The 25,523-nt window shown below is 37.3% G+C and carries 21 protein-coding genes; 18 read left to right on the forward strand and 3 right to left on the reverse strand.

All coding sequences use genetic code 11. The features are described 5' to 3' along the window. Window positions 1-113 precede the first annotated feature (113 nt). A complete protein-coding gene (locus tag ACK3CR_RS09645) occupies window positions 114-1,247 on the forward strand; it encodes an AbrB family transcriptional regulator (RefSeq protein ID WP_243516527.1) in 1,134 nt (377 codons plus the stop codon). Window positions 1,248-1,278: 31 nt separating this feature from the next. Here the strand turns inward: ACK3CR_RS09645 and ACK3CR_RS09650 are convergent, their stop codons facing one another. Next, window positions 1,279-1,497 (reverse strand): hypothetical protein, encoded by a 219-nt coding sequence (locus ACK3CR_RS09650; RefSeq protein WP_243516529.1) that lies wholly within the window; start codon window positions 1,495-1,497, stop codon window positions 1,279-1,281. 244 nt (window positions 1,498-1,741) lie between these two features. Between ACK3CR_RS09650 and ACK3CR_RS09655 the strand changes: the two genes are divergently transcribed. The 10 genes from ACK3CR_RS09655 (at window position 1,742) to ACK3CR_RS09700 (ending at window position 13,546) form a co-directional block, all read left to right on the forward strand. Further along, on the forward strand, window positions 1,742-2,308 hold the full coding sequence (locus ACK3CR_RS09655; RefSeq protein WP_243516531.1) for a chromate transporter: 567 nt from the start codon (window positions 1,742-1,744) through the stop codon (window positions 2,306-2,308). Further along, entirely contained in the window at window positions 2,305-2,835 is a 531-nt protein-coding gene (locus ACK3CR_RS09660) for a chromate transporter (protein WP_243516533.1), read from the forward strand. The genes ACK3CR_RS09655 and ACK3CR_RS09660 overlap by 4 nt, the downstream gene beginning before the upstream one ends. Window positions 2,836-3,033: 198 nt before the next feature. Continuing rightward, window positions 3,034-5,550, forward strand: a complete 2,517-nt coding sequence (gene secA / locus ACK3CR_RS09665) for a preprotein translocase subunit SecA (RefSeq protein ID WP_243516541.1) — start codon at window positions 3,034-3,036, stop codon at window positions 5,548-5,550. A gap of 71 nt (window positions 5,551-5,621) precedes the next feature. After that, window positions 5,622-6,723 (forward strand): peptide chain release factor 2 gene (gene prfB, locus ACK3CR_RS09670; RefSeq protein WP_243516543.1). Its coding sequence is split into 2 segments (ribosomal slippage): window positions 5,622-5,693 and window positions 5,695-6,723, totalling 1,101 coding nucleotides; the frame shifts between segments, so codons are not numbered across the junction. Between the two features lie 271 nt (window positions 6,724-6,994). Continuing rightward, window positions 6,995-7,324, forward strand: coding sequence for a cytochrome c551 (gene cccB / locus ACK3CR_RS09675; RefSeq protein ID WP_243516545.1), 330 nt, complete (start codon window positions 6,995-6,997; stop codon window positions 7,322-7,324). Window positions 7,325-7,631: 307 nt separating this feature from the next. Continuing rightward, window positions 7,632-8,318, forward strand: coding sequence for a cell division ATP-binding protein FtsE (gene ftsE, locus ACK3CR_RS09680; protein WP_243516547.1), 687 nt, complete (start codon window positions 7,632-7,634; stop codon window positions 8,316-8,318). Next, window positions 8,308-9,207, forward strand: a complete 900-nt coding sequence (gene ftsX / locus ACK3CR_RS09685) for a permease-like cell division protein FtsX (RefSeq protein WP_111924039.1) — start codon at window positions 8,308-8,310, stop codon at window positions 9,205-9,207. Before ftsE ends, ftsX begins: the two co-directional genes overlap by 11 nt. Before the next feature lie 130 nt (window positions 9,208-9,337). Beyond that, window positions 9,338-10,615, forward strand: a complete 1,278-nt coding sequence (locus ACK3CR_RS09690) for a murein hydrolase activator EnvC family protein (RefSeq protein WP_243516549.1) — start codon at window positions 9,338-9,340, stop codon at window positions 10,613-10,615. A 188-nt stretch (window positions 10,616-10,803) separates the two neighbouring features. Beyond that, complete coding sequence (locus ACK3CR_RS09695; protein WP_243520682.1) at window positions 10,804-12,222, forward strand: S41 family peptidase; 1,419 nt, start codon at window positions 10,804-10,806, stop codon at window positions 12,220-12,222. Between the two features lie 148 nt (window positions 12,223-12,370). Then, entirely contained in the window at window positions 12,371-13,546 is a 1,176-nt protein-coding gene (locus ACK3CR_RS09700; protein ID WP_243516551.1) for a PDZ domain-containing protein, read from the forward strand. 32 nt (window positions 13,547-13,578) lie between these two features. Here ACK3CR_RS09700 and ACK3CR_RS09705 read toward each other — a convergent pair whose 3' ends face one another. Next, window positions 13,579-14,457, reverse strand: a complete 879-nt coding sequence (locus ACK3CR_RS09705) for a TetR/AcrR family transcriptional regulator (RefSeq protein WP_488975302.1) — start codon at window positions 14,455-14,457, stop codon at window positions 13,579-13,581. 257 nt (window positions 14,458-14,714) lie between these two features. On the opposite strand from ACK3CR_RS09705, the gene ACK3CR_RS09710 reads away from it, so the two are divergent. The 3 genes from ACK3CR_RS09710 (at window position 14,715) to ACK3CR_RS09720 (ending at window position 19,617) form a co-directional block, all read left to right on the forward strand. Continuing rightward, window positions 14,715-17,789 (forward strand): efflux RND transporter permease subunit, encoded by a 3,075-nt coding sequence (locus tag ACK3CR_RS09710; RefSeq protein ID WP_488975303.1) that lies wholly within the window; start codon window positions 14,715-14,717, stop codon window positions 17,787-17,789. 152 nt (window positions 17,790-17,941) lie between these two features. Continuing rightward, window positions 17,942-19,240, forward strand: coding sequence for an MFS transporter (locus tag ACK3CR_RS09715; protein ID WP_488975304.1), 1,299 nt, complete (start codon window positions 17,942-17,944; stop codon window positions 19,238-19,240). Window positions 19,241-19,296: 56 nt separating this feature from the next. Continuing rightward, the gene (locus tag ACK3CR_RS09720) at window positions 19,297-19,617 is read left to right on the forward strand and encodes a four-helix bundle copper-binding protein (RefSeq protein ID WP_243516560.1); all 321 of its coding nucleotides are present in this window, start codon (window positions 19,297-19,299) and stop codon (window positions 19,615-19,617) included. Between the two features lie 33 nt (window positions 19,618-19,650). Here the strand turns inward: ACK3CR_RS09720 and ACK3CR_RS09725 are convergent, their stop codons facing one another. Then, the gene (locus tag ACK3CR_RS09725) at window positions 19,651-19,836 is read right to left on the reverse strand and encodes a PspC domain-containing protein (RefSeq protein WP_019394906.1); all 186 of its coding nucleotides are present in this window, start codon (window positions 19,834-19,836) and stop codon (window positions 19,651-19,653) included. A gap of 226 nt (window positions 19,837-20,062) precedes the next feature. Here ACK3CR_RS09725 and ACK3CR_RS09730 point away from each other — a divergent pair, with 226 nt between their 5' ends. From ACK3CR_RS09730 to uvrB, 4 genes are all read left to right on the forward strand, one after another. Further along, a complete protein-coding gene (locus ACK3CR_RS09730; protein ID WP_328122124.1) occupies window positions 20,063-21,661 on the forward strand; it encodes a sensor histidine kinase in 1,599 nt (532 codons plus the stop codon). Between the two features lie 14 nt (window positions 21,662-21,675). Next, window positions 21,676-22,362, forward strand: a complete 687-nt coding sequence (locus ACK3CR_RS09735; protein WP_243516564.1) for a response regulator — start codon at window positions 21,676-21,678, stop codon at window positions 22,360-22,362. Between the two features lie 13 nt (window positions 22,363-22,375). Further along, a complete protein-coding gene (locus ACK3CR_RS09740; protein ID WP_243516566.1) occupies window positions 22,376-23,341 on the forward strand; it encodes a tripartite tricarboxylate transporter substrate binding protein in 966 nt (321 codons plus the stop codon). Window positions 23,342-23,540: 199 nt separating this feature from the next. Beyond that, window positions 23,541-25,520 (forward strand): excinuclease ABC subunit UvrB, encoded by a 1,980-nt coding sequence (gene uvrB, locus ACK3CR_RS09745; RefSeq protein WP_243516568.1) that lies wholly within the window; start codon window positions 23,541-23,543, stop codon window positions 25,518-25,520. Window positions 25,521-25,523 lie beyond the last annotated feature (3 nt).

Raw genomic sequence — 25,523 nt, forward strand, 5'->3', positions numbered from 1 at the left:
ATATTTTATTTATATCTCTTATTATACTATAGTTTGATATAACATCTCTTATTAAATGTACGGTGCTCTTGTAATTTATAAGGGGTAGTGATGTGTAGAAAGAAGGAGTAGCTATGAGAAATGAGAGATTCTTTTATAGCATAGTATTTATTCTGATAAGTGGAGTAGGGGGACTGCTCCTTTCATTAACGGGTCTTTCTATCGGTTGGATGCTTGGTACGCTTATTTTAGCAGCTGTACTTTCTCTCTTTCGACCGAAATTTTTGAAATTACAAGAAGGGAAAGGGATTGCTCCATACTGGCTTAGAATTGGCCAATGTATTTTAGCTATTGAGCTTGGTCAAAAAATCAATTTGTCCATTATTGAAATTTTCGCCGAGAATTGGTTCACTATTATTGTTGTGCTTGTTTTATCAATCTTCTTTGCTCTTCTTTCTGGATTTATATTGTGGAAATGTAGCAGCACAGATATGTTAACAAGCTTTTTTGGGACGGCACCTGGTGGATTGAGTGCAATGCCTGGGATTGCGGAAGAAGTTGGAGCAAATACTGGCGTTGTAAGCATCATTCAAACAATGCGGGTTTTTCTTGTTGTCTTGACTATACCAATGATTGTTTCCTCTTGGTTTTCTTCTTATTCAGAGCCTGTTTCACATTTAACCGAAACAGCTTCAGCCGGAGGAAGTTTTACACTTCCACATATCATTTGGTCTTTAGTTCTTGTTTTAGCAGCGTGGGGAGGATACTACATCGGTAAAATTCTTAGATTTCCGGCTCCATGGCTCGTTGGTGGAATGGTAACGGTAGCTCTTGTTCAAGCTCTTTCCTCTATGTATGCTGGCTATGATCTTGTTGCTTATTGGCCGCATAGCATGATGATTTTGTCTCAACTCGCTATAGCAGGAAGTATTGGCTCTCGTTTTCATAAAAGAATGTTCCAAGGACTAAAAAGAACGATATTTGTTGCTTTTGTAAGCACTATTGGACTGATTGTAGCAATGCTTGTTTGTGCCTTTTTTGTTTCTGAACTAACAGGCATTTCCCTTGTGACTGCTGCGCTTGCTTTTGCTCCAGGAGGAATTGCAGAAATGGCTACAACATCTGTTGTCCTCCATGCTGATTCTACCCTTGTTGTAGCTGTTCAAGTGTTTCGTATCATTATTGTTTGTATTATGCTGCCGCCTATCTTTAGACTTCTAAATCATTGGGATGCAAGAAAAGCAAAAAGTTCACATGCATCAGCCTAAAAAGCTAGGATTTCCCTAGCTTTTTTTGTTCTTAAAACCAAAATAGTCCGATAAGCGCGATGGCTCCTAATACAAGCCCGCCAATTTGTCCAACTAATGGAGATGAGGCGCGGGGAGTATTTGCAGGTGCTGAAGTTTGGAGAGTCTGAATTTCTTCATAAAGTGTTTGGGTAACATTTTCTAGTTCTTTTACTTTTCCTCTAAGTTTTTCTAGTTCTGCTTGAACATCCTCTTCTTTTTTTAAATTCATATTACATCCCTTCTTCCTGACAAATTGTTCTTTATTGTTATATACGAGAGCATAGAGGGGAAGTTCCTTCTTATTTTGTAAAAGTATTATAAAAAGAAGGGGAACATAAAAAGAGTTTGAGAAAGTTGATAGGATAGTGTATGTTCAAAGCGTTTCTTACTTTATAAAATGAAACAAGCAGCCTTCTAAGTTCGTTAATAAGCTGTGATAAATATAAGGTTTTAGCCAGAAAGGAGAGAGAATTATGAAGCAGCGAGATATTTTCATCGCTTTCTTTCGCTCAAGCATTTTAGGGTATGGTGGTGGACCATCATCAATTCCTCTTGTTCATGATGAAGTAGTGAAAAAATATAAATGGATGTCTGACGAAGAATTCTCAGATGTATTAGCACTTGGAAATGCGCTTCCCGGGCCAATCAATACAAAGATGGCAGGATATATTGGATATCGAATTGGCGGCGTCTTCGGGATGATTAACGCAGTAATTGCTACTTCAGTTCCAACTATTATTTTAATGATACTTTTTCTTAATCTTTTATATGCTTATAAAGACCAGCCATGGGTAAAAGGATTATCAAATGCGGTGCTTCCTGTTGTAGGAGTTATGATGTTAACTTTAACATGGAGCTTTTGGAAAAAATCAAAAGAATCGCTTGGTTTATTAGGTGGTGGTTTTCTTATTATTGCAAGTTTTATTGCAACAGAACTTCTTCATATTCATCCGGCTATCGTTATTGTAATCCTACTAATAGCTGCTTTCACTAAGAAAGGTGGTAAAAAAGAAGATGAAGAGAAGGAGCGTTCAAGATGATTTATGTTAAGCTTTTTTTAGCTTTTTTTATTCCAGGTATTCTTGGTTATGGTGGTGGTCCTGCATCAATTCCTCTCATCCAAAATGAAGTTGTTGATCGCTATAAATGGGTTACGAATCAAGAGTTTAGTGAAGCAATAGCATTTGGAAATGCACTTCCAGGACCAATTGCCACTAAAATAGCAGGATATATTGGCTATGAAGTTGGAGGCGTTTTGGGATCTGTTGTTGGTCTTTTTGCAACAGTTGCACCTTCCTTATTGCTTATGCTTATTCTTTTAAAGATTTTAATGAAATATAAGGAATCACCAAAAGTGAAACGTTTAACAAGTTATGTACGTCCTACAATTGCGGTTCTTCTTGGAGTGATGGCATACGACTTTTTCTTTTCTTCATATGAAGCAAATGGTTCATTTCAAACAATAGGCCTTGCAGTTGTAAGTTTTTTGCTTTTAGAAAAATTTAAAGTGAATGCTCCTTATGTGATTATATTAGCTTTAGCGTATGGAGCTGTCTTTTTACGTTAATAAAGAGTAAAAACAATCTATTTGCGGTTCATTGGCACTTTTCAGTACTGAATGTTACAATTTGAGGTAGAATCGTTTATAATAATGAAGAAGTATGGGACTTGTTTTCCTAGAATGGAAAGGACAAGCACGATTTTATAATAGAAGAAATAAAACTTTTAACAATCGATTATATTTTAATATAGAGGAGCGTTTTACATGCTTGGACTGTTTAAAAAAGTATTTGATGGAAGTGGGCGCCAAGTTAGTAAGTTAGAAAAAGTAGCGAATCAAGTAGAGCAGCTTGCAGACGAGATGGCTGCCTTAAGTGATGAAAAATTGCGAGCTAAAACAGCTGAATTCAGAACACGCTACAGCAAGGGAGAAACGCTTGATGATTTGCTTGTAGAAGCATTTGCTGTTGTTCGTGAAGCAGCTAAGCGTGTACTTGGTCTTTACCCTTATAAAGTACAAATTATGGGGGCAATCTCACTTCATGAGGGAAACATTTCGGAAATGAAGACAGGGGAAGGTAAAACCTTAACAGCAACAATGCCTGTTTACCTTAACTCTCTTTCTGGAAAGGGTGTTCATGTTGTAACGGTCAATGAATACTTAGCAAGTCGTGATGCTGAGGAAATGGGTGAACTTTATCGATTTCTAGACTTAACCGTTGGTTTGAACGTAAATAGTCTTTCTCGTGAAGAGAAAATTGAAGCATACAATGCGGATATCACCTATAGTACAAATAATGAGCTTGGATTTGACTATTTGCGTGATAACATGGTGCTTTATCGCAATCAACGAGTACAGCGTCCGCTTAACTATGCCATTATCGATGAAGTCGATTCTATTCTTGTTGATGAAGCACGTACACCGCTTATCATCTCAGGGACGGCTCAAAAATCAACTTCTCTTTATGTACAAACAAACGCTTTTGTGCGTACGCTGGAACAAGAAAGAGATTATACGTATGATGTGAAAACAAAAGGAGTGCAGCTCACAGAAGAAGGAATGAGCAAAGCTGAGCGTGCTTTCCATATTGAAAACTTATTTGATATTCAACACGTAACATTAAATCACCATATTAATCAAGCATTAAAAGCCCATGTTGCGATGCAAAATGATGTGGATTATGTTGTAGATGACGGTAAAATTGTGATTGTTGACCAATTTACTGGACGTCTTATGAAAGGGCGCCGCTTCAGTGATGGCCTTCACCAAGCAATTGAAGCAAAAGAAGGCGTTGAAATTCAAAATGAAAGCATGACACTTGCAACGATTACGTTCCAAAACTATTTCCGTATGTATGAAAAACTTTCAGGTATGACAGGTACAGCGAAAACAGAGGAAGAGGAATTCCGCAATATTTATAACATGCAAGTAGTTGTGATTCCAACGAACAAACCGGTTGCTCGTGATGACCGTGCTGATTTGATTTATAAATCAATTGAAGGAAAATTCCGTGCTGTTGCAGATGATATTGCAGAGCGTTATAAAAAGAAACAGCCAGTTCTAGTCGGAACAGTTGCCATCGAAACATCTGAGCATTTAAGTCAGCTTCTAAAGAAACGAAATGTACCACATAGCGTCTTAAATGCAAAGCAGCATGAACGCGAAGCAGATATTATTAAACATGCTGGTGAACAGGGTGCTGTGACAATTGCAACAAACATGGCTGGACGTGGTACAGATATTAAACTTGGTGAAGGTGTACGAGAACTTGGTGGTCTTGCAGTAATTGGAACAGAGCGTCACGAGTCACGTCGGATTGATAACCAGCTGCGTGGTCGTTCTGGACGTCAAGGTGATCCAGGGGTAACTCAATTTTATCTTTCAATGGAAGATGAACTTATGCGTCGTTTCGGTTCTGAAGGAATGCGTAGTATGATGGATCGTCTTGGAATGGATGACTCACAGCCAATTCAAAGTAAAATGGTTACTCGAGCAGTTGAATCAGCTCAAAAACGAGTAGAAGGAAATAACTTTGACTCTCGTAAACAGCTTCTTCAATATGATGATGTTCTTCGTCAGCAACGTGAGGTTATTTATAAACAAAGAAACGAAGTGTTAGACTCTGAAAGTTTACGTGATATTGTAGAAGGTATGATTCGTTCTACAATCGAACGAGTTGTGGCAACACATACACCAAAAGCAGAGCTTGAAGAAGATTGGGACTTAAAAGCAATTGTTGATTATATGAACAGCAATGTTTTATCAGAAGGTCAGCTTGATGTAAAAGAGCTGAAAATGAAAGATCCAGAAGAGATGATTGACCTTATCTTTGAAAAAGTGAAAATGCTTTACAATGAAAAAGAAGCACAGTTAGCCGAAGAACAAATGCGTGAGTTCGAGAAAGTTATCGTTCTTCGTGCAGTAGATTCTAAATGGATGGACCATATTGATGCAATGGATCAGCTTCGTCAAGGTATTCATCTACGTGCATATGGTCAGAATGATCCGCTTCGTGAGTATCAAATGGAAGGTTTCTCAATGTTTGAAAGCATGATTGCTGCAATTGAAGAAGATGTAACAAAATACATCATGAAAGCAGAAATCCGTAACAATCTTGAACGTCAAGAAGTAGCTCAAGGTCAAAGTGCTGTTCATCCAAAAGAGGAATCTGATGAAAAAGCTGTAAAGAAAAAACCAAAAACAAACGTTGTTGATATTGGTCGTAATGCACCTTGTCCGTGCGGAAGCGGTAAAAAGTATAAGCAATGTTGTGGAAGATAAAATAAACAGTGCTTGGTGGCTTTGTCACCAAGCACTCTTATGTAACAATATAAATGATGAGGTGTAGAATAATGGAATTAGTAGAAATGAAACAAGAGTTAGATAAAACAGCCAATCGCTTGGCGGACTTTAGGGGGTCTCTTTGACCTTGATCAAAAGGAAGCGCGCATTGCTGAGCTAGATGAAATCATGGCAGACCCAGACTTTTGGAATGATCAGCAAAGTGCCCAAACGGTCATCAATGAAGCAAATTCATTAAAAGAGACAGTCACAACGTTTAATAACTTAAATGAATCATATGAAAACTTACAAGTATCTTATGAACTGTTAAAAGAAGAGTTTGATGAAGATTTAGCAGGCGAAGTAGAACCAGAATTGAAAGAGTTGACAGATTCTCTAAACAAGTTTGAATTGCAGCTTCTTTTAAATGGACCTTACGACAAAAACAATGCTATCTTAGAACTTCATCCAGGTGCGGGAGGAACAGAGTCACAAGACTGGGGCTCAATGCTTCTTCGCATGTATACACGCTGGGCAGAAGCTAAAGGATTTAAAGTAGAAACACTAGACTACCTTCCAGGTGATGAAGCTGGGATTAAAAGCGTAACACTTTCCATTAAAGGTCATAACGCATATGGTTACTTAAGAGCAGAAAAAGGTGTACATCGTTTAGTGCGTATTTCACCTTTCGACTCATCAGGTCGTCGTCATACCTCATTTGTATCATGCGAAATTATGCCGGAACTTAGTGATGATATTGAAATTGATATCCGCACTGAAGATTTAAAAGTAGATACGTATCGAGCAAGTGGAGCTGGTGGCCAGCACGTTAACACAACAGATTCAGCTATACGGATCACTCATATTCCAACAAATATTGTTGTTACATGTCAAACAGAGCGTTCTCAAATTAAAAACCGCGAGCGTGCTATGAAAATGCTGAAATCGAAACTTTTGCAGCGTAAAATCGAAGAACAGCAAGCAGAGTTAGATGAAATTCGCGGAGAGCAAAAAGACATTGGATGGGGAAGCCAAATTCGCTCATATGTGTTCCATCCATATTCAATGGTAAAAGATCATCGTACAAATACGGAAATTGGAAATGTCCAAGGCGTCATGGATGGAGATCTTGATCCGTTTATTGATTCATATCTTCGTTCGCTTATGAATTAAAAATGAAAATGCCCGCTTTCTTTTTGAAGAATGCGGGTATTTTGTATAGAAACGTAAAGGAAAGGTGAAATATTACATAGGAATAACAACCCTGTAACAAAACGATCTTGTGTAAAAGGCTGAAGAAAGAACCATTTTATCTTCGAGGTTATTTTTGCTATTATGTGGAGAAGAAACAAGTTTCTGCATAAATCGTCATAAATATATGATTTAATAGCAAACAGAACGAGTATAATAGTAGAGAATATATAAAGGCGAAGAGGTGAAGACAGTGAAAAAAGCAGCATGGGCACTTATCATTGGAGCAACTCTTATTATGAGCGGATGTGGGAACAGTGAAGAGAAATCTTCTTCAAAGGAAGAGAAGATTAACGTTGATGAAGCAGGAGAAGCAGGAAAGCTTTATAAGCAAAGTTGTCTTGGCTGTCATGGCGATAACCTTCAAGGAAACAATGGCCCGAACTTACAGCAAGTAGGGAAGAAATACTCCAAAGAGGAACTTAGTGAGATTATTGTAAATGGTAGAGGATCGATGCCGAAAGGGCTTCTTGAGAAAGGAGAGGCAGATAAAGTAGCGGAATGGCTTTCGACAATGAAATAAATATGATTTCCAAACTATCTGATATGAATTCAGATAGTTTTTTTATGTCGAAATAAGAGAAATAAAATAGGTCTAAAGAATTGGGTTAATTACTATTTTTTACATAGTTTTATCGTACCTTTGACATATTTGAAAAGAAAATGTAATATTTTTGAGTCTTATCAGATGAATTTTTGGTGTTATAATGAGGGGGCACGTGTCTAGAGCGAATTTATGTTGAAATCCCTTGTATTTTGACAAAACTCCTCATATTTTGTAGATTTATATAGGCTTTCGACAAAATACGGAATGCAGGTGGTATAAATATATGATCGAAATGAAGGATGTATATAAAACATACCCTAATGGTGTTAAAGCTATCGATGGGTTAACAGTTAAGGTTAATAAAGGTGAATTTGTATACGTTGTCGGCCCAAGTGGTGCAGGAAAATCCACTTTTATTAAGATGATGTATAGAGAAGAAAAAGCATCATCAGGATACATTATGGTGAATGGACAGAACGTAGGAGAGCTAAAAAATAGGGAAGTCCCTGTTTTTAGACGTAATATCGGCGTTGTGTTCCAAGACTTTAAGCTTCTTCCCAAGCTAACAGCATTTGAAAATGTAGCATTTGCGTTAGAAGTAATTGAAGCAGAGAAAGATGTTATTAAACAACGTGTAAAAGAAGTACTTGAATTAGTAGGAATCCAAGGTCGTGAAGACGCTCTTCCAGCTGAGCTATCAGGAGGAGAACAACAGCGACTTTCAATTGCGCGCGCAATTATAAACAATCCAAAAGTCTTAATTGCGGATGAACCGACTGGAAATCTTGACCCTGAGACATCTTGGGGAATTATGGACGTTCTTGAGAAAATTAATAAGAACGGAACAACCATTGTCATGGCTACACATAATAGAGACATTGTAAACACTATGAAAAAACGAGTAATTGCAGTTGAAGGCGGTAAGATTATTCGTGATGAAGTGCGGGGGGAATACGGTTATGAAGGGTAGGACACTTTCCCGTCATTTTCGTGAAGGATTCCGCAACATTGGGCGAAACGGGTGGATGACATTTGCATCTGTAAGTGCTGTAACGGTTACGTTACTGCTTGTTGGTGTGTTTTTAGTTGTAATGTTAAACCTTAACCATTTTGCGAAATCAGTCGAAAACGATGTGGAGATTAACGCATATATCGAACGTACAGCAACAGCAGATAACATTAAAGACCTAGAAAAACAGCTTAATAATGTGCCGAAGGTTGGTACTGTCGAATTTTCTTCTAAGGAAGAAGAGTTGCGAAAGCTTATTGATGGATTGGGAGAAGAAGGTAAGGTTTTTGAACCTTTTGAACAGCAAAATCCATTAAATGCCGCTTATATTATTAAGCCTAACTCGCCTAAAGATGTAGAATCTGTTGCCAAAAAAGTTGAAAAGTTAGATTACATTGAGAAAGTAGAATATGGCCAAGAATACGTTGATAAATTGTTCGATGTTGTGAGCGTAGCACGTAACATTGGAATTGTCCTTATTGTTGGGCTTGTATTTACAGCCATGTTCCTTATCTCAAATACAATTAAAATTACAATTATCGCTCGAAGATCTGAAATAGAGATTATGAGACTTGTAGGAGCTACCAACTCATTTATTCGATGGCCATTCTTCTTAGAAGGATTGTTCCTTGGCGTACTTGGTTCTATTATCCCAATTGCTATCGTTGTAAGCACGTATGCTTTACTGTTTGATTCCGTACAGCCAGATTTAGCAAAAACGTATAAAACGTTTGAATTGCTACCAGTATTCCCATTCACATTACAACTTTCACTTCTACTTGTCTTGATTGGGGCTTGTATTGGGGTTTGGGGAAGTATGATTTCAATGCGCAAGTTTCTTAAAAAATAGTTTTTCTCGTCCAAAGGGGCTTTTTCCTACGTCTCTTTGGATTTTTTTTAGAACAAAAGGGAAATAGACTGCTCGTAGAACCTGTTCCCTGTCTTACATAGGTTAAATGTTTAGGAGAATAGAGGAGGAAATGGAAGTGAAGAAAAAAGTACTATCATGGTCAACTGCCGCAATGCTTGGTATATCCTTTATAGGGTTCTCTTTTCAACAAGGTACTGCAGAAGCCGAGAGTCTAGAAGAGCGCATGGATACGGTTAAAGAAAAGCGTTCAGATGTCTCTAAGTCTCTTAGTGAAAGCAAGAAAGAGATTGAGAGCTTAGAAGCAGAGCAGAAGAAGATTGATGAAGAAATTAAACAATTGGATGAAGCAGTAACAAAAACAAGTGAGAAAATTCGCGATAAAAACGATGAAATTGACAAAACGCGTCAGCAGATTGAAAATTTGAAAAAAGATATTAAGAAGCTAGATAAGCGTATTAAAAAGCGAAATGAGATTTTAAAAGAACGTGCTCGTGCGATGCAAACGAGTGGAGGTTCTGTTGATTATATCGAAGTTTTACTAGGGTCACAAGATTTTAGTGATCTATTAAATCGTGTCAATGCAGTAAGCACAATTTCAAGTGCTGACCGTGATATTTTAGAAGCACATGAAGAAGATAAAAAAGTTAAAAAAGAAAAAGAAGATAAAGTGAAAGAAGATTTAAGCTCTCTAGAAACGAGTTTAAAAGAATTAGAGACATTGAAAGCAGACCAAGAAAAGCAAGCAGCCGAAAAAGATGCGTTTATGGCAAAACTTAAAGAAAGCCAACAAACCGCAGAAGATAAATCTTCAAAATTAGAAAATGAAGATGAGCTTCTTTCAGAGCAAGAAAAAGCAATTCAAGAACAGATGAAAAAGCAAAAAGAAGAGGCTGAGAAGCAAGTATCTTCAGCACAACCAGTGAAGTCTACGTCAACAAGTGGTGGAGATACATCAACAGGTGGGGGAGAGACACCTCCTGTAGCAAGCGGAACATTTACAAGACCAGCTGCAGGTCCTGTAACGTCCGAGTTCGGGATAAGAAGCTTAGGAGATCATAAAGGAATAGATATTGGAAAACGAGGTGCAAGCGTACCAATTGTTGCAGCAGCTGATGGACAGGTTTTCCGCTCTTACTATTCTTCTACGTATGGGAATGCTATATTCATTACTCATAATGTAAACGGAAAAGTATATACAACAGTTTATGCTCACATGGAATCTCGTAACGTTAGTGGAAATGAAACGGTGAAAAAAGGACAAGTTATCGGCTATATGGGGAATACGGGACGCTCTTATGGAGCCCATCTGCATTTTGAAATGCATGAAGGACCGTGGAATTTAGAGAAAACAAATGCTGTTGATCCACGTAAATATATTAATTTCTAAGAAGAAGTATAAAGCTTATTTTATTTTCATATACTTTTTAAAAGACATCACACGAATTGACGGTGTGATGTCTTTTCTTACATATGAAAAGGTACATAGTTTCCATAAAATATGGCATACTAAAAGAAGATGTATGTTTTGAGGAGGAATAAGTTTTGAAAAACAATCGCATATTCATTGTCTTCCTAATGATTTTGTGTTTGATAGCAGGAGGAGCTGGTACTTATGCAGGCCTTCAGTTTTTCAATGATGGAAACAGTAGCTTATCAGTAGCTAGCATATCAGATAGTGGACAAGAATCAGCTTCAACAAAAGCAGAATTTGAAAAGATTGAGAAAGTGTATAACACGCTTTCTGAGAAGTATTATAAAGACGTTGATGAAGACAAGCTGCTTGAAGGGGCTATCGACGGTATGGTGAAGTCTCTTGATGATCCATATTCTACTTATATGGATAAAAAAACGGCAGAGCAGTTTACACAATCACTTGATTCGTCTTTCCAAGGAATTGGGGCAGAAGTGAGTATGGTAAACGAAAAAGTGACGATTATTTCTCCATTTAAAGGCTCACCAGCTGAAAAGGCTGGAATTAAAGCAAACGATCAGATTTTGCAAATCAACGGAAAAAGCGTTGAGGGGCTTGATCTTTCACAAGCTGTTTTGAAAATTCGGGGCAAAAAAGGCTCAACAGTCAACATTCAAGTGCAGCGCCCAGGTGTGAAAGAGCCGCTAACATTCAAAGTAGTTCGTGACGACATTCCAATTGAAACAGTATATTCTTCATTGAAAGAAGAAAATGGAAAGAAAATTGGATATTTAGAAATTACCTCATTCTCTGAAAATACAGCAGATGAATTTAATAGCAATCTAAAGAAACTTGAGAAAAAAGGAATTGAGGGGCTTGTAATTGATGTAAGAGGTAACCCTGGTGGTTACTTAGAAAGCGTCGAAAAGATTCTAGATGGACTTGTTACAAAAGATAAGCCATACGTTCAAATTGAACAACGGGATGGGGAAAAGGAAGGAGTCTACTCCAAAAATGGAGATAAAAAAGATTATCCAATCTCCGTGCTTATTGATAGAGGAAGTGCTTCAGCTTCTGAAATTTTAGCAGGGGCATTAAAAGAAGCTGGAGGATATCCACTTGTTGGTGAGAAGTCCTTTGGTAAAGGAACCGTTCAACAGGCATTGCCGCTTGAAGATGGAAGTAACTTAAAGATGACAACACACAAGTGGCTAACACCAGATGGTAACTGGATTCACGAGAAAGGAATTCAGCCAACAATTAAAGTAGAGCAACCAGAGTATTATTATGCAAATCCAATTCAAATTGAAGAAACGTTAAAAAAGGATTCTAACGGTGCTCAAGTGAAGAATACACAAGTGATGTTAAAAGGACTTGGATTTGATCCAGGTCGTGAAGATGGTTACTTTAGTGAACAAACAGAGAAAGCAGTCAAAGAATTTCAAGGGAAAAATGATGTGAAACAAACAGGTGAGGTTGATGAAAACACAGCTTCTCTCATTCAAACAAGACTTCTTGAAAAGATTGATTCTCATCAGAGTGACAAACAGCTTCAAGCTGCGTTAAAAGAAGTAGCTGAATAAGAAAAACCCTCCGTTTTATAAAACGGAGGGTTTTTTTATTTTGTCACATAAAAAACGGCTCTTGCTATGTCAGGAGAGTGGATTTTTGCTAAAATAAAAGAAAGTGTGCTAGTTAGTTGAAAAAGAGAAAGAAAAGGGGGGAAAGAACGTGGAAATACTTCAAGAGATTTTGCTTGGGCTTTGTCGTCTGTTTCTTCATCCACTTACATATATTGCGATTTTAGTAACATATTTTATTGGGTTAGCTCGTGTGAAAAGAGAACGGAAGCATTTTCGTATTCGGGTTTTTGATTTTATTTATGAACTGCGTTTCTTATTTTGGCCAGGACTTGCAATTGGATTGCTTCTTTCTATTATTACAATAGCAGTCGGTGTAGTCGTTCCTATTGGGATGATTGTACTTATCGGAGTGCTAACATTTATACTGAGCGGACCGTGGACGTTTAGATGGCTTACTCCTTCATCTATTATTGGACTAGCTGTAGTCGTTTCTTTATTTTTACCAAAAGAAGCTGGGAATAATACGTTTACAAGATGGATGCGTGAAGCGGGAGAGACAAACCTTTCTTCTCTTGCAATCTTGCTTGCCCTTCTTGTGCTTGCAGAAGGTTATCTGATTTGGAAATATGGAAGTCGGGCAACGTCGCCTGAAATTTTTAAAAGCAAACGAGGTCTTCCAGTTGGGTCTCATATATCCCAGCGTCTTTGGCTTGTGCCTTTATTTTTGCTTATCCCTAGTGAAGGATTTAGTGCCCCATTTTCTTGGTGGCCGCTTCTTAACATTAACGGACGGGAGTTCTACTTTTTCTTTGTCCCATTTAGCATTGGATTCTTCCAGCGAATGAAAGCAATGCATCCAAAGCAATCAGTAGAGTTTACAGGAAAGCGAGTACTAGGCCTAGGGGTTGTGACAGCCGTCCTTGCTATTCCTGCTAGCTTCTTTCCAGTCTTCACTGTTTTCATTGTTCTCGTTGCTATTATTGGCCGAGAGTGGATTAGTATTTCTCAGCGCTTGGAAGATGCACGTCTTCCGTTCTTTTTTACACAGCGGAAAAATGGAAGCATTGTTCTTGGAGTGCTACCGAAATCACCTGCAGAAGCAATGGGAATTAAAGTTGGCGAGGTTATTGTAAAGGTGAATGGAGAAGACATTGCAGGAGAACAAGACTTTTATCAAGCGTTACAAAAAAATCGAGCGCTCTGTAAATTAGAAGTGCTTGATCTCAATAACGAAGTTCGCCTTGTTCAGCGAGCTTTGTATGATGGAGAGCATCATGAGCTAGGCATCCTGTTTGTTGAAGACCACGAAACATCTGTAGGATAAATAAAAGACCAATCAATTATGATTGGTCTTTTTTACATTAAAAGCTCAATATCAAGTTCTCTCGCAAGCTTCTCACAGTAAGGGCGAAGGGAATCATAATCTGTGAAGTTTGCAAGCATTCCTTTGAAGATAACTCCTTTGATTTCATCATTTTTAGCTTCTTCAGTAAGGTAGTTCACAATCTCTAGTAGATGACTCTTAGTTTTAGGAGAGGCATCTAGTGCTTTGATTTCATGTTCAATTGCTGACAAAAGTGGAAAGATTCGTTCCTTTTTTCGAGCACGTATACGATCAAAAACTTGATGAAGAGTATCTTCCTCAATGAGTGGGTCGATGTTTTTCTCCATCATAGCTTGAACAATGTCGTCAATTCTATGGAATATAAAGGTTGATAACCGGTCTGAGTCTATTGAAAAATCTTCAATGAAAATTAAGCGATAGTAGGAGCTTTGGATACCTTCTAGCAAGTAATAAATATCATAAACAAGAAGATGGATGCTCTCACCATAAATTTCATATAAAAGGCTCTCTACCCAGTGAAAGAGGCGTGTTTTAAAAGAGTAAATACGGTCTTTCATATCCTCACCAAACATCATCAATTGATCGAATTGTCCTATGATGAGTTGTTTATTTTGATGGACAAACTCATATTGAAATTTAATTTGACTAATAAGCTTATCCTTGGGGGAGAGATTTCCTGATTCAAGAGATTCTAAAGACTGTTCTAACTGGTTTATATAGTAGTCAATAAGAGAAGTAACAAGTTCTTCTTTTGATTGAAAATATAAATAAAAAGCACCTTTAGAGATTCCACTCTTCTCTGCAATTTCCTGGACGGAAGTTGAATGAAATCCTTTTTCCGCAAAAAGCATGCTTGCTTCTTGAATAATTTTTAGTTTTTTCTCGTTCATGTATACAACTCCCTGTTTTGACCAAAGAGTCAATGGCCAAGCAATTTTCCTTCCTATTATATTACGTTACGTTAATAGTGATGTAAAGAGGACAACATCTTATTCTTGATAAGTAAGGTTTATGAATTAAGAAAGAGTTAAGGGGATTATAATTGACTCACAGGTCAGTAAATTATATACTTTTGAAGGAATGACCATATAGTCATTAGAGAGAGAATCATTTGTATAATGAAAAAGGGAAGGAATGAGCGCCTTAAATGAAGCACATTATTAACTTTTCGTTAAAAAATAAGTTTGCTTTATGGATTTTAACCATTCTTGTAACAATTGCAGGCTTATATGCGGGCACAAGTATGAAGCTTGAGACAATACCAAGTATTACAAATCCTGTGTTGTCTATTACAACTACATATCCAGGAGCCTCACCAGAAGAAGTCTCAAAGAAAGTAACAGATCCTGTTGAGCAAGCAGTATCAAATTTATCTGGGGTTGATACAGTAAGTTCTTCTTCAAGGGAAAACATGTCTATCATTCAAGTTCAATATGCATTTGATAAAGATATGGACAAAGCTCTTGATGAGGCGAAGGAAGCTGTTAACACCCTTGATCTTGGCGAGAATATTGAAGAGCCATCAATTGCTCAGCAAAGTATTGATGACTTTCCAATTTTAAGTTTAAGTATTTCAGATGATAAGAAATCAGTAGAAGAGTTAACAACATTAACAGAAGAAGAGATTGTTCCTGTACTCGAAGGAGTTGAAGGAGTCTCCTCTATTGAAACTGCTGGAGAGCAAAAGCAAGAAGTTCAGTTTACTTACAAAGAAGATAAACTAAAGGAATATGGTTTAGATAAAGAAACTGTCGAAAACCTTATTAAAGGAGCGAAAGTCTCTTATCCATTAGGCACTTTCAATATGGAAGAAAAAGAAAAAACAATTGTACTAGACGGAAATATTGAAACTGTTGAGGATTTAAAAAACCTTGAGATTCCAGTTACTCCATCTCAATCAGCTCCTTCAGGTGAAATGACTGCTGGGTCAGTTTCTTCAGGAATTCCAACCGTTAAGTTAAGAGATATCGCAGATATTAAAGTAGCTCAAATAACTGAATCACTATCTAAAACAAATGGTGAGCGTTCTATTGGTGTGCAAGTTGTAAAAACGTCTGAAGGAAACACAGTTGACGTAACAAATGCCGTAATGGATGCTTTAAAAGATATTAAGGAAGATAACAGCGGTTTGAAGATTGCAACAACCCTTGATCAATCTGTTGAGATTAATAAGTCTGTTTCAACAATGATTGAGAAAGCGTTATTTGGAGCCTTATTCGCTGTAATCATTATCTTACTGTTTTTACGTGATATTCGTTCAACAATTATTTCAATTATCTCCATTCCACTGTCACTTTTAATGGCCATGATTTTCTTAAAGCAGATGGATATATCACTTAACATCATGACGCTTGGGGCTATGACTGTTGCTATCGGGCGTGTTGTGGATGATTCTATCGTTGTTATTGAAAATATCTACAGACGAATGGCTTTAAAAGAAGAGAAGTTAAGAGGAAAAGATTTAATTCGTGAAGCAACAAAAGAGATGTTTAAGCCAATTCTTTCCTCTACAATTGTTACAATCGCCGTTTTCTTACCATTAGGCACTGTAACAGGACCTGTTGGGGAGCTATTTTTACCATTTGCTTTAACCATTGTATTCGCCCTTTTATCTTCATTAATTATTGCGATTACAATTGTTCCGATGCTTGCTCATTCTTTATTTAAAAAAGGAGTTAAAAGCAAAAATCATGAAGAAAATGCTGGACGCTTATCTTCATTCTATAAGAGCGTTCTTCAATGGTCTCTTAACCATAAATGGATCGTTTCAGGTCTTTCTATCATCATTCTTATTGCCAGCTTATTTTTAGCACCACTTGTTGGCACAAGCTTTTTGCCTGAGCAAGAAATTAAAACGGTTAACGTAACCTTTAACCCAAATCCAGGTGAGCTTGAAGAAGATGTGAAAGAAGAGGCAGCAGAGGCTGAGAAATATTTCTTAGATAAAAAGAATGTTAAAACTGTTCAATACTCTATTGGCGGTGGAAATCCTTTTGATCCAGGTGCTCAAAATCAAGCACTTTTCTATGTGGAGTATAAAGAAGATACACCAAACTTCAATGATGAAAAAGAGCAGATTGTTGAAGACTTAAATAAAGGGCAGTCGATTGGTGAGTGGAATTCCCTTGATATTTCAGGGATGGGAAATAACTCAATTGAACTTCGTGTTTATGGAGAAAATACCGAAGATTTACAAGCTGCCACAGAAAAAGTCCAAAATATTATGGATGACCGCAAAGATTTAGATAAAGTAGAATCAAGTCTTTCGGAACAGAACGACCAATATACGCTTGTAGCTAACCAAGAAGAACTAGCAAAGCGTGGACTTAGCGCAGGTCAAATTGGAATGAAGCTTAGTCAGCTTGGGGAACGCCCAGTCTTAACAACTCTTAATAAGGATGGAAAAGACCTTAATGTTTATATTCAAACAGATAAGCAAGACTATAGTTCAATAAATGAGCTTGAAGAAGAGACTATCACGTCTCCACTAGGTCAGGAAGTTCCACTAAGCGATGTTGTGGAAGTTGAAGAAGGCAAAGCGCCAGCAACGATTTCGAAGCTTGACGGAAAAATGTATGCAACAGTAAGTGGAGAGTTTAAGGGTCAGGATGTTGGAGCAGAGTCTACAGCTATCCAAAAAGAAGTTGATAAGTTAGATCTTCCGAAAAACGTAAGTGTTGAAATGGGTGGTGTTACTGAGCAAATTAACGATTCATTTACACAATTAGGGCTAGCTATGCTTGCTGCAATTGGAATTGTTTATTTTGTACTCGTCTTAACATTTGGAGGAGGATTAGCGCCATTTGCTATTCTATTCTCTCTACCTTTCACTATTATTGGTGGTCTGCTTGGTCTCTTTATCGCAGGAGAAACAATTAGCGTATCAGCGATGATTGGAATGCTCATGCTAATTGGAATTGTTGTAACAAATGCAATTGTGTTAATTGACCGAGTTATTGAGAAAGAGAAAGAAGGCATTACAACAAGAGAAGCCCTTTTAGAAGCAGCTTCAACCCGCCTTCGTCCAATTTTAATGACGGCTATTGCCACAATTGGAGCTCTTATTCCAATGGCATTTGGAATGGAAAGCAGTGGTCTTATTTCAAAAGGATTAGCTGTTACAGTTATTGGAGGATTAACAAGTTCAACACTTATTACTCTTCTAATTGTTCCAATCGTTTATGAAGCATTAATGAAATTAACGAGAAGAAGAAGAAAATAAAATATAGCATATTGAGAGCCTGTTCAAATTTTTTTGAACAGGCTTTTTTATGTTACGCTCCTTTTTACACTTGGTGAATATTTTCACAAGTATTTTAAAGAATCATGTGTTTTAAAAAAGAACATTCTAAGAAAAAGGAGGTGAACGTTAATATGGGAGTTGATAAGATTGAACGACCTGGTCGTACACGCTGGCTAATTTCTTCACTTTTAAGCAGCTTAATTATTTTAAACTATTTTGATCGTGTAGCCATTTCTGTTGCAGCACCAGCTATTCAAGAGTCATTCCATCTAAGCGCTACAGAGATTGGGCTTGTATTCTCTATTTATACGTATTCATATACCATGATGCAGCTTCCAGTTGGAAGCCTTCTTGATCGGTTCGGTGTCTCTTGGGTGACAAGAATTGGAATGGTACTTTGGAGTTTGTTAACCATTACGATGGCTTTCTTACAAGGGAAACTTTTATTGTATACAATAAGATTTCTAATTGGATTAACAGGAGCCTCTGCTTTTCCAGCTGCATCGAAAGCAACGGCAATGTGGTTTCCACCAAGTGAGCGAAGCTTAGCCAATTCCTTTTTTGACTCTGCTGCTAAGTTCGCCAACGTACTTGGAGCTCCTTTTGTAGCTTTTATGATTACAAGATTTGATTGGCGAATAACGTTTCTTACAATTGGAATTATTAACGTTTTATTTACCTTAGTTTTTTGGTGGTACTATGAGCAGCCTAATCGCCATAAGCGAATTTCTTCGGAAGAGCTTAACTATATTCAAAAGTACAATGCAATTACTGAAGATAAAATGCCCTATGGGACAAGGAAGGTATTAAGTAAGCTGTTTCGTCACCGCAAAGTATGGGGGCTGATGATTGGCTTCACTGGATATGGTTATACGTTCAACTTGCTTTTAACTTGGATGCCTACTTTTTTTAAAGAAGAGTTTAATTTAGATCTGATGTCTTCTGGGCTTTATACAGCCATTCCATGGCTGATTTCAACCGTTTCGGGAATATTAGTAGGTGGATGGCTTGTGGATTACTTTGTGAAGAAAGGGCATGAACCAGCTAAAGTGTACCGTCGAATTATTTTGTGCGGGATGCTGCTTGGTTTTGTTTTTCTAGGCTCTATTTTTACAAGCAGTGCAATTGTTTCTATCGTGTGTATTTCAATTGGATTAGCAGGTATATCAGCTACAGCTCCTGTTGGCTGGTCCATTTCTGCTGAAATAGCTCCTCCAGGTACAACTGCACTGTTGAGTTCAATTGTCAACCTTGCGAACAACTTATTTGGTGGTATTATAGCAGCAGCTCTAACAGGTTATCTTTTTGATCTAACAGGCTCATTTGACTCTAGTTTTCTTGTAGCAGGTGCTGTGTTGCTTATTGGGCTTCTTTTCTATCTCTTTGTGCTTGGTGATATTAAGAAAATTAATCTGACAGAAGAGAGATAAACATGGATCTTAAAGACGTTGTAGAAAAACTCTCTATAAATCAGGAGGGGAATCAAATGACAAAGCAAGAATGTTTAAAAGCACTCGGGCAATGTTTAGCAGCGTGTAATACCTGTTATATAGAGTGTTTAAAAGAAGAAGATATCAATCATATGCGAGAATGTATTAAACTAGACCGCCAATGTGCAATGATTGTCTCTCTAACAATGAAAACAATTGAGCTTGAAGGTTCATTTATTAAGGAAACATGTGAGCTTTGTGCCATGGTTTGTAATCAATGTGCAAAAGAGTGTGAAAAACATGACCATCCTCATTGTAAGGAATGTGCTCAAGCATGTAAGGTTTGTGCAGCAGCTTGCAGAGAACTGATAGCCTAAAAAAGCCCTCATATAAAATGAGGGCTTTTTTATTTACTGCTTCGGGAGAACAGCGCCTAACACACCGTATACAAGCGCAACAGGTAGAAAAGCTGTAACAAAACATAGAATGACAACTAAAATTCGGATGAGTGAAGCACTAATACCGAACTTTTCTGATAGTCCTCCACAAACACCAAGCAATACTTTTCTTCTCTTAGATCGATATAATGAATTCAAGTTTTTTCTCCTTTCGTATATAGCTATAATTAGTGAAAAGGAATGGTTATTTATTCAGCTACTATATGTATACCCTTCTATTAACAATCGTAAAAGTTAAAAAGTGAACATTCTCCAACAAGCCATTAACTTTTCATTATTCTATAAATTCCAAACATTTAGTATTGAAAAATAGGTTTAATACGTCTAGATTAGAATATAAGTGGAAGTGAATGAGGAGTTAATAATGAAACAGAAATCGTTTATATCGCTAAAAACTAAAATTCTAACTCTTATTATTGGGCTTATTTTAGGGATTGTTCTTCTTTTAACAACAATCTATATTTACAATGAAATTCAAGATGAACGCGATAAGGTTGAAAAGCTCTCATTGCAAGTGGTGAAAACGCTTTCTTTTTTACCTCCTATTCAACATGCATTCGAACATTCACCTGAAGATGCAAAAATCATTCTTCAGCAGATGAGAACTCAAGTTGGAGCAGATGCGCTGAGGATTACAAGTAAAGAAGGAAAGTCTTATTCATACCCTACAAGAGGTTCTACGATATCTAATGTTTATGATCCTATAAATTATAAAGCACTAACTTTTGGAGGTTACTATTTAAAAGAGGGAAAAGGCGTTAATGGCCCGTCTTATATCGCAAAGGCACCAATTGTACAAGAAAATGAGGATAGTGAAAAAATCATTGGTGTTGTTACAGCGGAGTTTTCAAAGAAATCTATATACAAAGAAATTTGGAATAAACTTCATGTTGTATTATTTTCTTCTCTAGTTGTTGTGCTATTGGGCATTTGGGGAGGTATCCTCTTAACCAAAAGCATTCGAAAAGACACATTAGGTTTAGAACCAGCTGAAATCTCTTCTTTATATAGAGAAAGGCAGGCTGTTATTCAATCCATTAAAGAAGGAATTGTGTCAATCGATAGAGAGGGCTATATTACAACGTTTAATCAATCAGCAAAAGAATTACTTGGACTGGAAGAAGCGGATTCAGGTCAGCTACTAGAGCATATCTACCCTCAAATTGGGATGAAGGATGTGCTTATGACAGGAGAAAGTAAAAGCAATGAAGAGTGTTTAATAAATGATAAGCTTCTTATTATAAATGTAACGCCAATTATGCGAAAAGAGAAAATCATCGGAGGAGTTGCTAGTTTTCGAGACAAAACAGAGCTTAAGAAACTAGTTGATAAGCTTTCTGAAGTGAAAAAGTACTCTGAAGATCTAAGAGCTCAAACCCATGAGTTTGCAAACAAGCTCCACCTTCTCCTCGGATTGCTTCAGTTAGGCTACTATGATGAAGCAATTGCTTTTATTGAGGAGGAATATGGGTTTCAAAAATCTCAAAATGAGGCTCTTTTTCAAAAAATAGTGGATCACAAAGTCCAAGGTATGTTACTTGGGAAAATTGGTAAGGCATCTGAGAAAAAAATTCACTTTACAATTGATGAAAACAGTTCATTGCATCAGATTCCAGAACATATTGAAACTCCTGAGCTGACGGTGATTATTGGGAACCTAATTGATAATGCTTTTGAAGCTGTTAGAAGCATGGATAGGGAAAAAAAGGTGAGTTTTTTTATCACTGACCTTGGACAGGACATTATTATTGAAGTAGAGGATAATGGAGAAGGAATATCTGATGAACAGATTTCAGTTATTTTTCAATCAGCTTTCTCTACGAAAGGAAAAGATAGGGGATATGGATTAACAAATGTGAAGAGAGCTGTTGCTCACCTTCATGGGGAAATTGAAGTTCAAAGTGAGAAAGGAAAGAGGACTATTTTTACAGTCTATCTACCAAAAGAAATTAAAGGGGCATAAAAGGGGAGTCAAACATGTTACGAGTAGCAATTGCAGAAGACGATTTCCGAATCGCTGATATTCAAGAGAAATTTCTTTTAAAAATAGAAGAAACAGAGGTTGTAGGAAAAGCATTTAATGCAGAACAAACAATGGAGCTTTTGAGAGAGAATGAAGCTGATTTGCTTTTACTTGATATCTACCTTCCAGATCAAACAGGAATTGATCTTCTGCCTAATTTAAAGCAGGAGTTTAGAGACTTAGATGTGATCTTGATCACAGCAGCAAGGGAAAAAGAGTTATTAGAAAGAGCTTTAAAAATAGGGGTTGAGAACTATTTAATCAAACCTGTAAGTGCTGAAAAGTTTACAGAGGCAATTAAAAAATATAAAAAGAAGAAAGAAATGCTTCAATCTGCTGAAGAGATTGATCAAACGTTTGTAGAACTTTTCTTCCAAGGTATCCACGAAGCTTCAGTAGCTGAGAAGCAGCTTCCTTCTGGAATTGATCCACTGACGCTAGAGAAAATCACTAAAGTTATGAATCAATTTCATAAGGGGGCTTCAATTGAAGAAGTAAGTGAAGCAATGGGGGCTTCTCGTACAACAGCTCGACGTTATTTAGAATACCTTGTATCCATTCAACGGCTAAGAGCAGAATTAGAATACGGCATTGTGGGAAGACCGGAGCGGAAATACTACTTGATTGTGAGTGAAGAATGAGTGGAGGTATTAAATGAGAAAAATAATGCTGTTTATCAGTTTGTTTATGCTCGTTTATATATCAGGCTGTGCCGAGAAAGAAAACGACAAAGAAGCTTTTCCAACGCGTGAGTTAGAAATTGTCATACCAGGCGCCTCTACGGGAGGATGGGGACAGACAGCTAAAGGGATGCAGTCCATTCTAACAAACGAAAGCATTACAGATCAATCTGTTGTGCTTACTTCTCTTTTAGGCGGAAATGGGGAGAAGGGATGGAAGTATCTTCAATCACAAGATGGTCATTCTGTCGCAATGAATTCAAGTCTTCTTTTAACAAATAACCTTATTGGGCAAAGTGCTCTAACTTATCGTGATTTTACACCAATTGCAATGCTTTCCACGGAATGGGAAGTTATTGTTGTGAGCAAAAACAGTGATATTAAAGAAGTGAAAGATATTATTAAAAAGCTGCAGGAAGATCCTGCCTCATTAAAATTGGGTATTTCCCCTGGCATCGGAAATGACGATCATCTATCTTTTATTCAAGGCATCAATCAGTATGGAATCAATGGCGCAAAGCTTGATTTCAGTGTGTATGAAGATCGTTCGTCACTTCTCTCAGCATTACTTAAGAGGAAGCTTGATGTGACAATTATGCCTCTTTCTGAAGCAAAGCCATATTATAGAGAAGGAAAAATAAAAATGCTTGCTATTTCATCTGAGAAACGGATTGAAAACTTTAAAGAAGTTCCAACATGGAAAGAACAAGGTCTTAATGTTGTTTTTTCACATTGGAGAGGAGTAATGGGACCAAAGGGTATGACAGATGAGCAAATAAAATATTGGGATGAGAAGATTAAAGAAATGGTAGAGACAGAGGAATGGCAACAAATTCTGAAAGAGAACGAGTGGGAATCTTTCTATAAAAATCATGAAGAAACAAAAGTATTTTTGCAAGAAGAGGCCTTATTCTACAAAAAACTAGTAAATGGATTTTAATATTTGTATATTTTGAGGACGAAGGGAAACAGCCCCTTCGTTTTTTTGCATGTTTTAAAGGGAAAAAGGGAAAAGTGTGTACTACAAACAGAAAAAAGTTCGGTAAAAAATTACAAGAAAATGCGAACATATTTTTGGTTTTTCTTCATTTATTGTGATAAGATATTTCTATAATTTGTGTAAGAGCGGGGTGTTTAGTGTGGACAATCAGTTTGAACTTGTTTCTTCTTATCAACCTCAAGGTGATCAGCCTAAGGCTATTGATAAGCTTGTCCAAGGGATTAAAGAAGGTAAACAGCATCAAGTATTGCTTGGAGCAACAGGCACAGGCAAAACGTTCACTGTTTCAAATGTAATTAAAGAAATTAACAAGCCAACGCTTGTTATTGCTCATAACAAAACACTAGCTGGACAGCTCTACAGCGAGTTTAAGGAATTCTTCCCAAACAATGCTGTGGAGTATTTTGTTAGTTATTATGATTACTATCAACCAGAGGCGTATGTTCCTCAAACAGATACATTTATTGAGAAAGATGCGAGTATTAATGATGAAATTGATAAGCTTCGTCACTCGGCAACGTCTTCTTTGTTTGAAAGAAATGACGTTATTATCATTGCCAGCGTTTCTTGTATTTATGGTCTAGGTTCGCCTGAAGAATATAAAGAAATGGTTCTATCATTAAGAGTGGGCATGGAAAGAGAACGAAATGAGCTTTTGCGCAATCTCGTGGATATTCAGTATGAACGAAATGATATTGATTTTAAACGCGGTACGTTTCGCGTTCGTGGTGATGTAGTTGAAATTTTCCCAGTTTCAAGGGATGAACATTGTATACGCGTTGAATTTTTTGGAGATGAAATTGATCGTATCCGAGAAGTGGATGCTTTGACAGGGGAAATTATCGGTGACCGTAACCATGTAGCAATTTATCCTGCTTCCCACTTCGTTACTCGTGAAGAAAAAATGCGTGTTGCTATTCAAAATATCGAAAAAGAGTTGGAAGATCGTCTTAAAGTATTAAAGGATAACGGCAAGTTGCTAGAAGCGCAGCGACTAGAACAACGTACGCGCTACGATCTCGAAATGATGCGCGAAATGGGATTTTGTTCAGGGATTGAAAACTACTCTCGTCATTTAACGCTTCGTCCACCAGGATCAACTCCGTATACGCTTTTAGATTTCTTTCCAGATGACTTTTTAATGATTGTGGATGAGTCACATGTAACAATGCCACAAATACGGGGCATGTACAACGGTGACCAAGCACGTAAACAGGTTCTCGTTGATCACGGATTTCGGTTGCCCTCTGCTCTTGACAACCGTCCGCTTCGCTTTGAAGAATACGAGAAACATATTTCTCAAATGGTTTATGTTTCAGCAACGCCAGGACCTTATGAAATGGAAAAAGCACCAGAATTCATTGAGCAGATTATTAGACCGACAGGGTTGCTTGATCCAACAATTGACGTGCGTCCAATTAAAGGACAAATTGATGATCTCGTAGACGAAATTCGTCAGCGTACTGAACGAAATGAGCGGGTACTTATAACAACGTTAACGAAAAAAATGTCGGAAGATTTAACAGACTACTTAAAAGAGCTTGGTATTAAAGTCAACTACCTTCATTCAGAAATAAAAACATTAGAACGTATTGAAACAATTCGTGAGCTTCGCATTGGCACATATGATGTGCTTGTTGGGATTAACTTATTAAGAGAAGGGCTAGATATTCCAGAAGTTTCTCTTGTAGCTATCCTTGATGCAGATAAAGAAGGATTTTTACGTTCAGAACGTTCTCTTATTCAAACGATTGGTCGTGCTGCAAGGAACGAAAATGGTCATGTTATCATGTATGCTGACAAAATTACAAAATCAATGGACATTGCTATTAACGAGACAAAACGTCGTCGTGAAACGCAAATAGCTTACAACGAAGAACATGGTATAACTCCGCAGACGATTCAGAAAAAAGTACGTGATTCTATTCGAGCAACAATGGTTGCAGAAGATGAAGAACAGTATGAAAATCGTCCAGACTTGAAGAAGATGACGAAACGAGAGCGTGCAGAAGTTATTGAGAACATGGAAAGAGAAATGAAAGAAGCTGCAAAAGCGCTTGATTTCGAACGTGCCGCACAGCTTCGTGATACTATTTTAGAGTTGAAAGCGGAGGGATGATTG

Source organism: Priestia sp. TRM10 (genome assembly GCF_057808375.1).

Coding starts and splice junctions, on each gene's coding strand:
- ACK3CR_RS09695 (WP_243520682.1), top strand. CDS start 10,804: ATGATTTTGTGTTTGATAGCAGGAGGAGCTGGTACTTATGCAGGCCTT.
- ACK3CR_RS09710 (WP_488975303.1), top strand. CDS start 14,715: ATGAAGCACATTATTAACTTTTCGTTAAAAAATAAGTTTGCTTTATGG.
- ftsX (WP_111924039.1), top strand. CDS start 8,308: ATGAAGGGTAGGACACTTTCCCGTCATTTTCGTGAAGGATTCCGCAAC.
- ACK3CR_RS09715 (WP_488975304.1), top strand. CDS start 17,942: ATGGGAGTTGATAAGATTGAACGACCTGGTCGTACACGCTGGCTAATT.
- ACK3CR_RS09655 (WP_243516531.1), top strand. CDS start 1,742: ATGAAGCAGCGAGATATTTTCATCGCTTTCTTTCGCTCAAGCATTTTA.
- ACK3CR_RS09720 (WP_243516560.1), top strand. CDS start 19,297: ATGACAAAGCAAGAATGTTTAAAAGCACTCGGGCAATGTTTAGCAGCG.
- ftsE (WP_243516547.1), top strand. CDS start 7,632: ATGATCGAAATGAAGGATGTATATAAAACATACCCTAATGGTGTTAAA.
- ACK3CR_RS09690 (WP_243516549.1), top strand. CDS start 9,338: ATGGAAGTGAAGAAAAAAGTACTATCATGGTCAACTGCCGCAATGCTT.
- ACK3CR_RS09735 (WP_243516564.1), top strand. CDS start 21,676: ATGTTACGAGTAGCAATTGCAGAAGACGATTTCCGAATCGCTGATATT.
- secA (WP_243516541.1), top strand. CDS start 3,034: ATGCTTGGACTGTTTAAAAAAGTATTTGATGGAAGTGGGCGCCAAGTT.
- ACK3CR_RS09660 (WP_243516533.1), top strand. CDS start 2,305: ATGATTTATGTTAAGCTTTTTTTAGCTTTTTTTATTCCAGGTATTCTT.
- ACK3CR_RS09650 (WP_243516529.1), bottom strand. CDS start 1,497: ATGAATTTAAAAAAAGAAGAGGATGTTCAAGCAGAACTAGAAAAACTT.
- ACK3CR_RS09705 (WP_488975302.1), bottom strand. CDS start 14,457: ATGAACGAGAAAAAACTAAAAATTATTCAAGAAGCAAGCATGCTTTTT.
- ACK3CR_RS09645 (WP_243516527.1), top strand. CDS start 114: ATGAGAAATGAGAGATTCTTTTATAGCATAGTATTTATTCTGATAAGT.
- ACK3CR_RS09730 (WP_328122124.1), top strand. CDS start 20,063: ATGAAACAGAAATCGTTTATATCGCTAAAAACTAAAATTCTAACTCTT.
- ACK3CR_RS09740 (WP_243516566.1), top strand. CDS start 22,376: ATGAGAAAAATAATGCTGTTTATCAGTTTGTTTATGCTCGTTTATATA.